Annotated in this window: 13 protein-coding genes; 8 read left to right on the top strand and 5 right to left on the bottom strand. The window is 65.6% G+C overall.

Annotation, left to right across the window (positions count from 1 at the left end; all coding sequences use genetic code 11):
• Positions 1–19: 19 nt before the first annotated feature.
• The 7 genes from AC1PQG_RS13140 to AC1PQG_RS13110 all read left to right on the top strand — a co-directional run bounded on the left by AC1PQG_RS13140 (position 20) and on the right by AC1PQG_RS13110 (position 8,346).
• Positions 20–790: a crotonase/enoyl-CoA hydratase family protein gene (locus tag AC1PQG_RS13140; RefSeq protein ID WP_374486800.1), complete on the top strand. Its 771-nt coding sequence runs from the start codon at positions 20–22 to the stop codon at positions 788–790.
• Positions 787–2,046, top strand: coding sequence for a thiolase family protein (locus AC1PQG_RS13135; protein WP_481118304.1), 1,260 nt, complete (start codon positions 787–789; stop codon positions 2,044–2,046). Before AC1PQG_RS13140 ends, AC1PQG_RS13135 begins: the two co-directional genes overlap by 4 nt.
• Before the next feature lie 49 nt (positions 2,047–2,095).
• Positions 2,096–2,863 (top strand): 3-hydroxyacyl-CoA dehydrogenase, encoded by a 768-nt coding sequence (locus AC1PQG_RS13130; protein ID WP_481118303.1) that lies wholly within the window; start codon positions 2,096–2,098, stop codon positions 2,861–2,863.
• Between the two features lie 10 nt (positions 2,864–2,873).
• Positions 2,874–3,293 carry an acyl-CoA thioesterase gene (locus tag AC1PQG_RS13125; protein WP_481118302.1) on the top strand — a complete coding sequence of 140 codons (420 nt, stop codon included), beginning with the start codon at positions 2,874–2,876 and terminating at the stop codon, positions 3,291–3,293.
• A gap of 204 nt (positions 3,294–3,497) precedes the next feature.
• On the top strand, positions 3,498–4,844 hold the full coding sequence (locus tag AC1PQG_RS13120; protein ID WP_481118301.1) for a porin: 1,347 nt from the start codon (positions 3,498–3,500) through the stop codon (positions 4,842–4,844).
• 50 nt (positions 4,845–4,894) lie between these two features.
• Complete coding sequence (locus AC1PQG_RS13115; protein WP_481118300.1) at positions 4,895–6,682, top strand: acyl-CoA dehydrogenase C-terminal domain-containing protein; 1,788 nt, start codon at positions 4,895–4,897, stop codon at positions 6,680–6,682.
• Positions 6,683–6,777: 95 nt separating this feature from the next.
• Positions 6,778–8,346 carry an acyl CoA:acetate/3-ketoacid CoA transferase gene (locus AC1PQG_RS13110; RefSeq protein WP_481118299.1) on the top strand — a complete coding sequence of 523 codons (1,569 nt, stop codon included), beginning with the start codon at positions 6,778–6,780 and terminating at the stop codon, positions 8,344–8,346.
• Here AC1PQG_RS13110 and AC1PQG_RS13105 read toward each other — a convergent pair.
• The 4 genes from AC1PQG_RS13105 to AC1PQG_RS13090 form a co-directional block, all read right to left on the bottom strand.
• The gene (locus AC1PQG_RS13105; protein WP_481118298.1) at positions 8,343–8,963 is read right to left on the bottom strand and encodes a DVUA0089 family protein; all 621 of its coding nucleotides are present in this window, start codon (positions 8,961–8,963) and stop codon (positions 8,343–8,345) included. The two genes, AC1PQG_RS13110 and AC1PQG_RS13105, sit on opposite strands and share 4 nt — an antisense overlap.
• Positions 8,964–9,121: 158 nt before the next feature.
• Positions 9,122–9,736, bottom strand: coding sequence for a LysE family transporter (locus AC1PQG_RS13100; protein WP_481118297.1), 615 nt, complete (start codon positions 9,734–9,736; stop codon positions 9,122–9,124).
• A 55-nt stretch (positions 9,737–9,791) separates the two neighbouring features.
• Entirely contained in the window at positions 9,792–10,055 is a 264-nt protein-coding gene (locus AC1PQG_RS13095; protein WP_481118296.1) for a PAAR domain-containing protein, read from the bottom strand.
• A gap of 25 nt (positions 10,056–10,080) precedes the next feature.
• Positions 10,081–10,878, bottom strand: coding sequence for a hypothetical protein (locus AC1PQG_RS13090; protein ID WP_481118295.1), 798 nt, complete (start codon positions 10,876–10,878; stop codon positions 10,081–10,083).
• Here AC1PQG_RS13090 and AC1PQG_RS13085 point away from each other — a divergent pair.
• Complete coding sequence (locus tag AC1PQG_RS13085) at positions 10,855–11,142, top strand: hypothetical protein (protein ID WP_481118294.1); 288 nt, start codon at positions 10,855–10,857, stop codon at positions 11,140–11,142. The genes AC1PQG_RS13090 and AC1PQG_RS13085 overlap by 24 nt on opposite strands.
• Positions 11,143–11,546: 404 nt before the next feature.
• Here AC1PQG_RS13085 and AC1PQG_RS13080 read toward each other — a convergent pair whose 3' ends face one another.
• Positions 11,547–13,700: a T6SS effector phospholipase Tle3 domain-containing protein gene (locus tag AC1PQG_RS13080; RefSeq protein WP_481118293.1), complete on the bottom strand. Its 2,154-nt coding sequence runs from the start codon at positions 13,698–13,700 to the stop codon at positions 11,547–11,549.
• Between the last annotated feature and the right edge of the window lie 16 nt (positions 13,701–13,716).

Here is a 13,716-nt window from a genome sequence, read left to right as displayed (position 1 = left end):
ACGACAAAAGGAAACAGCAATGAGTGAACAACTCGTCAAGACGTCGCAGGATGGCGTCATCTACACGATCACCCTGGCTCGGCCGGCCAAGCGCAACGCGGTGTCCGACCGCCTGCTGCGGGCGCTGGACGAAGCCCTGACGGCGACGCCCGAAGGCACCCGGGCGATCATCCTGGCCGGGGAGGGCGACCACTTCTGCGCCGGCCTCGACCTTTCCGAGCACCAGCACCGGGAGCCCTTTGGCGTGATGCAGCACTCCCAGTGGTGGCACCGCATCTTCCACCGCATCCAGCACGGCGGCATCCCGGTGATCGCCGCGCTGCACGGGGCGGTGATCGGCGGCGGGCTGGAGCTGGCGACCGCGACGCACATCCGCGTCGCCGAGCCGACCACGATCTACCAGCTGCCCGAAGGCCGCCACGGCATCTTCGTCGGCGGCGGCGCGTCGGTGCGGGTGGCCAAGATCATCGGGCCGGGCCGCATGTGCGAAATGATGCTGACTGGCCGCATCCTCGACGCGGAGGAGGGGCAGCGCCTGGGCCTGTCCCACTACGTGGTGGGCAAGGGCGAGGCGCTGGCCAAGGCCCAGCAGCTCGCCGCCCGCGTCGCCGAGAACGCCCCGATGGCCAACTGGGCGATGTGCTCGGCCATCGCCCGCATCGACAACATGGCCACCGACGACGGCTTCTTCGTCGAATCCCTCACCGCCGCACTCACGCAAACCAGCCCCGAAGTGGCCGGCCGCATCGGCGAATTCCTCCAGCGCAAAGGACAAGGACCCCGCACATGAGCACCCACGCTTTCGCCGCCTCCGAAGCGGCCGCCCTCGGCACCACCTACGACGACATCTGGCTGGTGGCCGGCCAGCGCACACCGTTCGCCGACTACGCCGGCCCGCTGCGCGACGCCTCCGCCACCGATCTGGGCATCTGCGCCGCCCGCGCGCTGTTCGCGAAGAGCGGCATCCCGGCCAGCGAGGTGAATGCCATCATCGCCGGCAACATGGCCCAGTCGAGCTTCGACGCCTACTTCCTGCCGCGCCACATCGGGCTGTATTCGGGCGTCAATCCGCTGGCCCCGGCGCTGTTGGTGCAGCGCCTGTGCTGCACTGGCTTCGAGACCATCCTGAGCGCCGCCGACCAGATCACCCTCGGCAAGGCCAGCGTGGTGCTGGCGGTGGGCACCGAGTCCATGTCGCGCAACCCGGTGGCGGCCTACACCCACCGCGCCGGCTTCCGCATGGGCCAGGTGGATTTCCGCGACTTCCTGTGGGAAGCGACCAAGGACACCGCGCCCGGCATCGGCATGGGCGACACCGCCGAGAACCTGGCGCGCCGCTACGGCATCGGCCGCGAGGAGGTGGACCGCTTCGCCGAGCAGAGCTTCGCCCGCGCCTGCGCCGGCTGGGAGAGCGGCTGGTTCGCCGACGAGGTGACGGCTGTCGAGAACGCCACCTGGGAGCTGGACGGCTACAAGCCCCGCAGTATCAAGCTGGCCGACCGGCTGGCCCGCTTCGAGCGCGACGGCCACGTGCGCCCGACCTCCTTCGAAACCCTCAACAAGCTCAAGCCGGCCTTCGGCGGCGTGCAGACCGGCGGCAACAGCTCGGCCATCGTCGATGGCGCGGCGGCGGTGATCGTCGCCCGTGGCGACTGGGTGCGCGCCCACGGCCTCAAGCCGCTGGCCCGCATCGTTGGCGGCGCGGTGGTGGCGGTGCCACCGGAGATCATGGGCATCGGCCCGGCGCCGGCCATCCGCGCGGCGGCGGCCAAGGCCGGTATCAGCGTCGGCGACATCGGCCGCGTGGAGATTAACGAGGCCTTCGGCGCCCAGTACCTGGCCTGCGAGCGGGAGCTCGGGCTGGACCGGGACAAGGCCAATGTGCACGGCGGCGCCATCGCCATCGGCCACCCGCTCGGCGCCTCCGGCGTACGCCTGACCCTCACCGTCGCCCGCGAACTGCAGGAGGCCGGCCAGCAGTACGGCGTGTCCTCAGCCTGCGCCGGCGGTGGGCAGGGCGCGGCGGTGCTGCTGGAAAGCGCCTGATTGCCGCCGCAGGAAGACAAAGCCACAAAAACATACGGAGACACAGCCAATGCAGCTTCACAACCATAGCTTCATCGTCACCGGCGGGGCCTCGGGCCTCGGCGAGGCCACCGTGCGGGCCTTCCACGCCGCCGGCGCCAATGTCGTGATCGCCGACCTCAACGCCGAACTCGGCGACCGGCTGGTCACCGAACTGGGTGAGCGCGCCGCGTTCCAGCGCACCAACGTGGCCGACGAGGCCGATGCCCAGGCCTGCGTGGCGCTGGCGTTGAGCCGCTTCGGCGGCCTGCACGGGCTGGTCAATTGCGCCGGCATCGGCAACGCCGCCAAGGTGCTGGGTAAAGAGGGGCCGCTGGCACTGGACGCCTTCGCCAGGGTGGTCAACGTGAACCTGGTGGGCAGCTTCAACATGATCCGCCTGGCCGCCGACGCGATGAGCAAGGGCGAGGCCGGCCCTGATGGCGAGCGCGGCGTGATCATCAACACCGCCTCCGTCGCCGCCTACGAGGGGCAGATCGGCCAGGCTGCCTATGCGGCGTCGAAGGGCGGCATCGTGGCGATGACGCTGCCGATCGCCCGCGAGCTGGCGCGCCACGGCATCCGCGTGATGACCATCGCGCCGGGCCTGTTCATCACGCCGATGATGCACACGCTACCGGCCGAGGTGCAGGCCTCGCTGGGCGCGTCGGTGCCGTTCCCGCCGCGCCTCGGCCAGCCGGCGGAATACGCGGCGCTGGCGAAGCACATCGTCGAGAACGTGATGCTCAACGGCGAGACGATCCGCCTCGACGGGGCGACCCGTCTGGCGGCAAAGTAAGGAGGCGAAGATGGCCCGCAGCCACACCCACCGCCTGCGCATCGCCTTCAGCGACTGCGATCCGGCGCAGATCGTCTTCTTCGCCAATTACTTCAAGTGGTTCGACACGGCCAGCCGGGAGTTCTTCACCGCTTGCGGCGTGCCGAGCTGGCGCGACACCACCGCCGAGCGGGGCATCATCGGCACGCCGCTGGTGGATGCCCAGGCTAAGTTCATGAACTCGGCCACCTACGGCGAGGACATCGAGATCGAGTCGTCGGTGGAGGCCTGGAACACCAAGAGCTTCGTGATGCGCCACGTCGCCCGCCGCGGCGACACGGTGCTGTGCGAAGGCCGCGAGGTGCGCGTGTTCGCCCGCCAGGACCCGGAGGATCCGCTGCGCATCCGTGCGGTGCCGATCCCCGAGGACTACCGCGCGCTATGCGAATAGCCCGCTGACCCAACGCCGGGCAAGCCCGGCCTGCTCCCTATCTGACGCGCCCACTGGGGCCGCGCCGCCGACCTGACCCGTCGCGGACCGGCCCGGGGCCCGTGCGTCCCAAGGATTCATGGAATGGCGACTGACGCTCCGTGAAGGCGCCCGTACGGGCAAAACCATTCCGGCCTCGATGCCGGACCAAGGAGGAGACCACGCATGAAAACAACAAACCGTCACACCGCACAAACCTTCAACACCTGGCAGCGCCCGCTGGCTGTCGCCGTATTGGCCGCCTGCGGCCTCGGTGCCGCGCTGCCGGCCTTTGCCGACGCGGAGAACGATGCGCTGAAGCGCGAAGTAGCCGAGCAGAAGGTGCTGATCCAGAAGATCTTCGCTGAACTGCAAAGCCTGCGCGCCGCACAGGCTGCCGCGCCCGCCGCGGCTCCGGCTGCGGCCCCCGCGACGAGCGTCGGCGCGAAGGTCGCCAGCCTGGTGCCGGGTGCGCCGCAGCTCAGCTTCTACGGGGTGCTCGACGGCGGTTACGAGCATATCGGCAACGTGCAGCAGGGCACCAGCAAGGGCAGCCTCAACCGGCTGCCGAGCGTCACCGGCACCATCGCGTCGCGGGTTGGCGTGAAGGCGGTGAAGGACCTGACGGACGGTTACAAGGCGATTGGCGTCGCCGAGGCCGGCTTCAACATGGACGATGGCTCCCTGGGCCAGGGCGGGCGCCTGTTCGGCCGCCAGCTGTACGCCGGCATCGACACGCCGATCGGTACCTTCACCTTCGGCCGCCAGTATTCGATGCTGCTGTTCGGCATGGACAGCTCGGACCTGCTGGGCCCCAACATCTACGGCCTGGGTTCCTTCGACTACTACCTGCCGAGCGCCCGCTTCGACAACAGCATTGCGTGGCGCGGCACCTTCTCCAAGCTGTCGATGGGCATCAACTACAGCGCCGGCCGCGACACCAAGGGCGGTACGCCGTCGTCCGGCACCTGTGCTGGCGAGATCGCCGGCAACGCGGATTCCTGCAAGGGCTGGTCGGCGATGATCCGCTATGACGACGAGCGCTTTGGCCTGGCGGCGGCCACCGACGTGCAGCACGGCGGCACCGGCGCCACCGCGTCCTTCTTCAATGGCACGTCGGCGATTGCCTTCACCAACTCCGGCGATACCGACACCCGCACCGCGCTGGGCGGCTACGTGAAGCTGGGCCAGGGCAAGATCGGCGTCGGCTGGCTGGGCCGCAAGGTGGATGCCGCCGCGGCACAGGTGAAGTCCGACATCTACTACGTGGAAGGCGCCCATCCGATCACCACCCGCATCTCGGTGGACGGCAGCTTCCAGCGCATCCTCAACAAGGACCAGGAGCGGGACGGCAGCCTGATCGTGCTGCGCGGCTTCTATTCCTTCGACAAGGACTTCTCGACCTACCTGCAACTGGCCCACATCGACAACAGCTCCAAGGCCCAGTACGCGGCATCGGTCGGCGCCGGCATTTCGCCGCCCGCCGGCGGCTCGCAGAATGCCAGCATGATCGGCCTGCGCTACCGCTTCTGATCCCTTCAACCGAAACCCGGGCCCACGGGCCCGGCTGTGGAGACGCCACCATGACCGACTATCAAGCTCCCCTGCGGGACATGCAATTCCTGATGAAGGCGCTGGCCGGACTCGATGACATCGCCCGCCTGCCGGGTTGCGAGGAGGCCAGCGAGGACCTGGTGAACGCTGTGCTGGAAGAGGCCGGCAAGTTTGCCGCCGGCGTGCTGGCGCCGATCAACCGCCAGGGCGACATGCAGGGTTGCCGGCTCACCGACGACGGCCGGGTGATCACCCCGGATGGCTGGGCCGAGGCCTACAAGCAGTTCGCCGAGGCCGGCTGGATCGGCCTGTCACTGCCCGTCGAGCATGGCGGCCAGGGCCTGCCCAAGCTGCTGTCCACGGCGGTCTGGGAGATGTGGTTCTCCACCAACATGGCTTTCACGATGCTGCCGCAGCTCAACGTGGGGCAGGCCGAGGCGCTGGAGATCGCCGCATCCGACGAGCAGAAGGCGGTGTGGCTCGGCAAGGTGGTGAGCGGCGAATGGGCGGCGACGATGAACCTCACCGAGCCCCAGGCGGGCTCCGACCTGGCGGCCACCCGCTGCCGCGCCGAGCCGGGCGCGGACGGCAGCTACCGGCTGTTCGGGCAGAAGATCTTCATCTCTTACGGTGAGCACGAGCTGACGCCCAACATCGTGCACCTGGTGCTGGCCCGCTTGCCGGACGCGCCGGCCGGTGTGAAGGGGCTGTCCCTGTTCATCGTGCCCAAGTATCTGCTCGATCCGGACGGCCAGCCGGGCGCGAAGAACGACGTGCGCTGCATCTCCATCGAGCACAAGATGGGCATCCACGGCAGCCCGACCTGCACGCTGAGCTTCGGTGACGCCGGGGGCGCGGTCGGCTGGCTGGTCGGCCAGCCGAACCGGGGCCTGGAAACCATGTTCATCATGATGAACGAAGCCCGCTTCGGCGTCGGCGTGCAGGGCCTCGGCCTCGGCGAGCGGGCCTACCAGTACGCGCTGGCCTATGCCCGCGAGCGCGTGCAGGGGCGCGATGCGGTGAGCGGCGAAGCAGGGCGGCCCATCATCCACCACCCCGACGTGAAGCGCATGCTGCTCGGCATGCGTGCCCGCGTGATGGCGATGCGCGGCCTGCTGTATACCGCGGCCGGCTGGTTCGACATCGCCCACCACAGCCCTGACGCGGCGGCAGCCGGCAAGGCCCGGCGCTACGTGGACCTGCTGATGCCGGTGGCCAAGGGCTGGTGCACCGAGGTCGGCAACGACGTCTGCGACGAGGCGATCCAGGTTTTCGGCGGCATGGGCTTCGTCGAGGAGACCGGCATCGCCCAGTTCTTCCGCGACGCCCGCATCATCACCATTTACGAAGGCACCACCGGCATCCAGGCCAACGACCTGATCGGCCGCAAGATCCTGCGCGAGAACGGCGAAACCCTGTGCGAGCTGATCGCCGAACTCCGCGATGGCGCGGCCTTGCTGCGCGGCGATGACTTCGCAGCGCTGGCCGACGGGCTGGACGCAGCCGTCGCTGCGCTGGAAGGCACGACGGACTGGATCCTCGCCAACGGCAAGACCCGTCTGGCCGACGTGCTGGCTGGGGCGGTGCCTTTCCTGCACCTGCTCGGCAGCGTGGTCGGCGCATGGCAGATGGGGCGCATGGCCCAGGCCGCGCGGCACCAACTGGCCGCCGGTGAGGGCGACGCGACCTATCTGCGCAGCCTGGTGGAGCTGGCCCACTTCTACTTTGCCACCGTGCTGCCCGAAGTGGCTGCCCGCGCGCAGACCGTTCAGACGGCCGGTCCCGCACTGTCTGCCTTCAGCGAAGTCGCTTTCTGACTCTGTTCGTCTTGTCTGCGGGGGCGAATTCACTCGCCTTCCGAGCGTTGAATGATGTCCGTGGGCGAGCGAACTCGCCCCTACAGGAGAAATCCATGACCACCCGTTTCATCGAGGCGGGCGACGTCGCTCGCCTGATTCCGAATGGCGCCACCGTGTTCTGCACCGGTATGGGCCTGGCCGGTTTCCCGGAGGAAGTGGCCAAGGCCATCGAGGCGGCCTTCCTCGCCACCGGCCATCCGCGTGACCTGACGCTGTATCACTCCACCGGCGTCGGCAACGGCAAGGACCGGGGCATGCACCATTTCGCCCACGAAGGGCTGATCAAACGGCTGGTCGGCGGGCACTTCGGCGTCGGTGGGCCGAACCTCATGAAGCTGATCATGGAGGAGCGCATCGAGGCCTACAACCTGCCGCAGGGCGTGCTGGCGTTATTGCCGCGCCAGGTGGCGGGGCGCAGGCCGGGCTTCATCACCAAGGTTGGGTTGGGCACTTTCGTCGATCCGCGCATCGAAGGCGGCAAGGTCAATCGCCGGACCGAGGAAGACCTGGTGAAGCTCATCGAGATGGATGGCGAGGAGTGGCTGCAGTTCAAGGCACCCAAGGTGGATGTGGCGCTGATCCGCGGTTCGGTGGCCGACGAGAAAGGTAACATCACGATGGATCGGGAAGGCGTGCTGTTGGAGAGCCTGTCGGTGGCCCAGGCGGCGCGGGCCAGCGGCGGCATCGTGATCGCCCAGGTGGAGCACGTGGTGCGCGCCGGTTCGCTACACCCCAAGCAGGTCAAGATCCCAGGTGTGGTGGTGGATTATGTGGTGGTCGGCAAGGCGGAAAACCACCTGCAGACCATGGCGACCTACTTCAATCCGGCCTACGCGGGCGACATCAAGGTGCTGCGCGGCTCCACGCCGCCGCTGCCGCTCGACCCGCGCAAGATCATCGCGCGGCGGGCGGCGATGGAGCTGAAGGCTGGCGCGGTGGTGAACCTGGGCATCGGCATGCCGGAAGGTGTCGCCGCGGTGGCCGCCGAGGAGCACGTGGATCAGCTGATGTCCCTGACGCTGGAGACCGGTCCGATCGGCGGCGTGCCGGCCGGCGGTTTCGACTTCGGCCACGCGCTCAACGCGGAGGCGGTCATCGAGCAGCCGGCCCAGTTCGATTTCTACGACGGCGGCGGCATCGACGTGGCTTTCCTCGGCCTCGCGCAGACCGATGCGGCCGGCAATGTGAACGTCAGCAAGTTCAACGGGCGGCCGGTGGGCTGCGGCGGCTTCATCAACATCACGCAGAATGCCCGCAAGGTGGTGTTCTGCGGCACCTTCACGGCGGGCGATCTGCAGGTGGACATCGACGACGGCCGGGTGACGGTGGTTCAGGAAGGCGGGTACAGCAAGTTTCTCGAAGAGGTCGAGCAGATCACTTTCAGCGGCCGCTACGCCCAGGGCATCCGCCAGCCGGTGCTGTACGTGACCGAGAGGGCGGTGTTCCGGCTGACCGAGGAAGGCATGGAGCTGACCGAGATCGCACCGGGCATCGACCTGGAGCGGGATGTGCTCGCCCACATGCGCTTCCGGCCGATCATCCGCGATCTGACGCTGATGGACGCGGAGATTTTCAAGCCGGAGTGGGGCGGGCTGGCCGCATTGCTTGGAGAGCGCGGCTAGCGGCGGCGCGACAGGTAGTAGCGGATGATCCCGAACACGACGCCGGCGATCCCCAGTAGCAGCAGGGTTCCCGGCTCGGGGGCGCCGTTGGAGCGGTCGGGGACGCCGACGTTGAGTTTGTAGAAAGTCGAGCCGAGAGCGCCCGGTTGCCCGAGGCCGCTGAAGCCGTCACCTAGGCTACCGATGCCCGCATTCTCGGCAATCGACATGTTGGCGAAGCTGCCGAGGGTCAGCGTGTAGTCGCCGGGGGCGAGGACAAAGCTGAAGGCGAAATCGCCCCCCGTCGAAAAGGCTTGTACGTAGTTCGAACCAATGAAATTGGCCGCGTTGCCGCTGCCACTGAACAGGCTGAAATAAGGATCGACGCCACCACCGGCGAAGCCGAGGCTCGTGAAGTTGACGGCCCCGCCGGTCGTCACGTTGAAGGTATAAAGCGCGACGTTGTTTGCAGCCGCAGCATCATCGGTGAACTGCGGCGCGCCCAGATCGCTGCCCATCAGCGCGGCATTGCCTGAATCATCGAGATGCCCGGAAAAGCTGTAATTCGCGGCGAAGGCTTGCGGAGTGACGCAGAGCAACGCGAGGGCAAGGCAGGTAGGCAGGCCGGAGTATTGCATGGGTGTCTCCGTGAAACCGGACCGGCACAAGGTGGATCATGTGCGATTGGTCACACCATGCATCATACGTGCCTTGAAATTAACCCTCTTTCATATCAAAGGCTTGGCGTTCCGCAAAAAACGGCGGGGCGCTTTGTGTAAGAAAAATCGACAACGATTCAGCGTGTTACCGCCAGTTTGATGCCGAAGGCGATCAACACGCTGCCCGCCAGTTTCTCCAGAGCACGAGACAGGATCGGGTTGCTCCGCAGCCGCTCGGCAAGGACATGGGTCAGCAGCACCGCAATAAGGCCGTACACGAAGGTCAGCACTGCGATACTCAAGGCCATGATGCCGTAGGTGACCAGGCCCGGATTGCGGGCCGGATCGATGAAGAGCGGGAAGAAGGCCATGTAGAAGACGATGGCCTTCGGATTGAGCAGCGTGATCAGCAGCGCCTGGCGCAGGTAATGCCGCGGGCGGATGTTGAGCACCGGCGCCTGCCCGGGCTTGGCGCGCAGCATCCGCAGCCCCAGCCAGCCCAGGTAGGCGGCGCCCAGCCACTGCACGGCCTGGAAGGCCAGCGGATTCATCGCCAGCAGCGCCGCCACGCCGCCCACCGCCAGCCACATCAATACCTGGTCGCCGAGGATCACACCGCAGGTTGCAGCCAGACCACCGCGAATGCCACCCTTGCCGGTGGACGTCATCAGCGCCAGATTGCCGGGGCCGGGAATCAGCAGGAAAAGGATGATGGCGAAGACGAAAGCAGGGTAGTCGGTGATGCCGGACATGGCGGTCGAGTTTGCGAGCGATGCGGAGCCGCCATTTTACGGACGCCGGGCGGGATCAGGCGCGTCCGCTGCTGCTCAGCGTGGAAATCAGCGTCGCCCCGCAACTGGTCCTGTGACCGTCGAAGGCCACCGGGATGCCGTCGCTCAGTACTTTCGGGTCGCCTTCCGCGATCACGCAGTTCTCGTGGCCGCGCATCGGGCAGATGCAGCGGTCGCCCACGCGGGCCACGCCTCGGTGCATCACATGGTGAGACGAACTGGCCTGCACCACGCTGCCGCCGTGGCTGGTGGGATCACCGAGTCGGATGACGCCTTTCATTGCTGCCTCCAGGAATGGCTGATGTTCAATCGGAAAACCCCTGCGGATAAGTCGCCCAGTCTGCGTCCTTGCGCAGCCCCCACCAGGGCAGGTAGGCATTGCCCTCGCCGCGGGCGCGAAACCAGTCGCGGTTGGGATCGAAGAGACGCGGGCGGGACGGTGGCGTGACGACGACGGCGCTGAGGCGGTCGGGCTCGGTGGTGCCGAGCACCAGCACCGGCTTGCCTTTCTGGTGCGTCCAGGCGATGGCCAGGGCGACGTTGGTCAATGCGGTGCCGGCGCGCATGTCGCCGAGCAGCTTGGGCGTGTTGAAGGTCTGGGTGGCGAAGTCGAATTCGGGGTTGAGCGTGCCAAGGGCATGGCCGACTTGCGCCAAGCGGCGTCCGGCGGCATCGGAGCCGAAGCCAGCGTCGTGGATGACGTGGCCGAGGGTGGGGACCGTCGTGTCGGCCTGGGTGGCCGCATCGCGGATGGTGGCTTGCCAGGCCTGCAACTGGCGGGAGGCGTCGGGTTGGGTTTCGAATTCCTCGCTCTTGCGGACGGCGGGATAGCCGATCCACGCGAGGGGTTCGCGCTTGGTGTCGAAGTCGGGGCCGGCGAGGACGAGGAGGACGCAGTTCTCGGTCATCTGCTCGTCCTTCGGGTGGTCCGGGGAATCCCAGGTCATGGCCCAGACGGATTCCTTGGGGTGGGTCTTGAGGTAGTCGAGGGCGGCCGTGAGGGAGGTGAAACCGACGCTGGCGCCGCCGACGGAGACGTGTACGTCGGCGGGGACGTTGCGGGTGGAGAGTCTTGGGTTGTGAAACTGGAATTCGGATTTCATCTCCGCCTGGACAATCTGGACAGCTTCGTCCGGGGGGAGGAGAGGAGTGTTGGGAAGCGCGAACTCAATGTGGATTCCGGCAAGCTCCCGCCAGTCTTTCGAGGAGCGTGGCTGGATGGTGTAGAAATAGTCGGCGTTCATCACATAGCGATTGCCGAATGGACGCAGAATTTCGTCTACGTAGCCGCCAAAGAAGCGTGGAAAAGTGACTCTGCCGTTTATGTTCCAGACAATGGCTGCCACAGGTTGAATGGTGCTAAATGAAGCAGGGTCCGTCCGGACCATGTCATCCTTTTTATTTGGTTTTGCTAATCCCTGAGTCCATAGCAATTGCCACTCGGTAGGGTAGTCCCTCCGGACCAAGGGATTAATCCACTGTACACCGACAACTTGCGCTTTGAATGGGGCAAGTGATATGGCTTCTACTAATGAGCCGTGTGACGTTGCCCTTGCGACATTTGAGGCCCCAAACAGTGTCCAAGTAACGACTAGCGCAGTAATTAGCACTGGAAAAGCTAGTAGACGCGTCATGATTTCCTCGATTGTCCAGATATGGGGCCGGGCCTGAGTGTCGAAGTGCCAAGCTATGAGTAGAGCGAGAAAAAAACTGACTAAGAAAACGGTGGTAACTAAGGCAGTCAAATGCGCCTTGCCGTTGAGAGAAAGACTCATAACGGCCCCGCCAATTCGGGGGCACGAGTTGTACGCTCGTCGTTTATTGTTATAGGCATATTGGCACGGGGATCGGTGTTGGCCCATGTGTGAATGTCGAGATCGTTCATTAATCCATCCTCAAAGTACTCGGCTAGCTTCCCGTGAGGGTGACCTTCGCGCTCTAGGCTTTGTAAGTAACGCCAGTCTGCTTCTACTCGTAATTCCCGTAGTTCGTTATCACTCAGGCGGCAGACACCAATTGCAACGTCGTAAGCCATTGCCTTCTCCGCGTGCATTGGGTTGGTGACAATCGTTGAATGGTCCGTTGCATTCTGATCAACCGACTCGGACAGAAACGTCTTGATCTTTGCATTGCGCCATTGCTTGTGGGATTCGCTGGCCTGCGCTGGATCGTCCTCGCCAACGACTCGGTTGTTTTCATCGGCCAGTCCTTCGCGCCGGGCCCGCATGCGCAGGCGGGCCCGGTCTTCGTAGCGCATCTGAGCTTCGGAATTGGCGTCGCCCATCGGACGGTCCTCCATCGAGCCATCCTTTGTCTTCAGGGTAGTGTGGGAGTCATAGGGATCGTCAGCGGCCTTCTCTGCCTTGGGCTTTTGCGCATTCCGTGAATTGCCACCCGGGTCGTAGCCCTCGTCGAACTGGTCGCTGACCTGGCCGAAGCGGCGGGCCTGGGGGGTGAAGGGCTCGGGCAGTGGGGGCGCATTGATCGGAATGACCCAGTTCTCCTTAGGGTTGGCATTGACTGGGAGTTTGAAGAGATCGACGGCGCTGAGGAGCCAGCAGGTCGCGACGGTCATCGTCTTGCCGAGCAGGCTGGTGTTGGCATCCAGGCCGTGGCGCAGGGAGAAGCGGGCGGTGGGGGAGGGGGGATGCCAGAAACCATCCTTGCCGTCTTTCCGGTCTTTGTTCCAGCGGTCGTTCAGATAGTGGTAGGCGGAGGATTTGCCGGGCGGTGCGCCGACTGGATAGCCTTGGGCGAAGACTCGTTGGCTGAATACGTCTTTCCCGTTGCATGCCTCGATTTCGTCTGCGTGCATGCCGAGCCAGCCGATACCCTGTACCGGTGTTGCCGAGATGACCTGATCGTGGGGGCAGCAATACAGGGTGACGCGGCCATAGGTTCGCTCCTTGAAGCCGTGGGTCTTGCGGTCCGTTCCTGCCTTGTATGGGCTTCCGACCGGGCAGTTCTCGTTGGCCATGGCCTTGTCGATGCTGGCCGCATCCTGCTCCTTGCTGGCGCGTGCATGCAGAATCCCGAAGTAGTGGGCCAGCGTTGCGTTCCGGGCTGCAGAAGTCTGGCGTCCGCTCGTCTGGTTGGTGGTGCTGATGGTGTAGCGCTGAGTCCACTGCTCGGCGAGGTTATCGCGCCGCAGGCTCAGTGGCGGATTGCACAGGATGTAGTTGTCGGCAACGGCGTCGCCCAGGCGTTCGCCGAGAAATGCTGCGGCGATGCCAACCATGTTTCCCTGGCTGTGGCAGACGATGGTGACCGGGCAGTCCGCCTGCTTGGCGCGGATCGATGCGACCAGTTTGGCGAGCCTGAGCGCAGCGAAGACGTAGTAGCCGCGCGGCGGGCAGGCAAAGACATCGCGGCCCGGAACCGGGTTCACGTGTTGGGCGGTGAGCCATAGGAACAGGCGGTCGTTCGTTCCCTCGCTCCAAAGGTCGGGCAGGCTGGTGCAGCCGTTGGCGAAGGGGCCGCCGCCCCAGTAATCCTGCTCGTTGAGCCAGATGTTGGAGCCGTAGACCTTGAGATCGTCCTTGCTGGCCTTATAGCCCCAACGGAAGCGGATGACGGGGGACCAGTGCGTTTGCGAAGTCTCGATGAAGTTCTTGGCACTGCGCTTGGGGCTGATAAACCCGTCTGGAGTCAGTTCAGCGGTGTATCGGACTTCCGTCAACTGCCCAGCCACCGGCCCTTGACACGCCAGCTGCTCCGATTGCCGGGCCAGCCGTTTGTTGAGCCCTTTGCACAAGCCTTCTTCGCTGGCGTCGAACCATTCGCCGTCCGAATTCACGCCGTGCACGAAGATCACCACGCCGGGCAGCGGGAGGGGGTTAGGGATCTTCTTGTGGCTGTGGCTGGGGTTGGTGAAGAACTGGCCGGTGGCCAGGGGCTGGGGTGTGTTGAGTCCGGGGGCAATCATGGCGAAGGACAGGGTC

It is taken from the genome of Zoogloea sp. GDB6 (assembly GCF_056724105.1).
The sequence above is the reverse complement of the archived record's forward strand: the minus strand, read 5'-3'. Positions and strand labels throughout refer to the sequence as shown.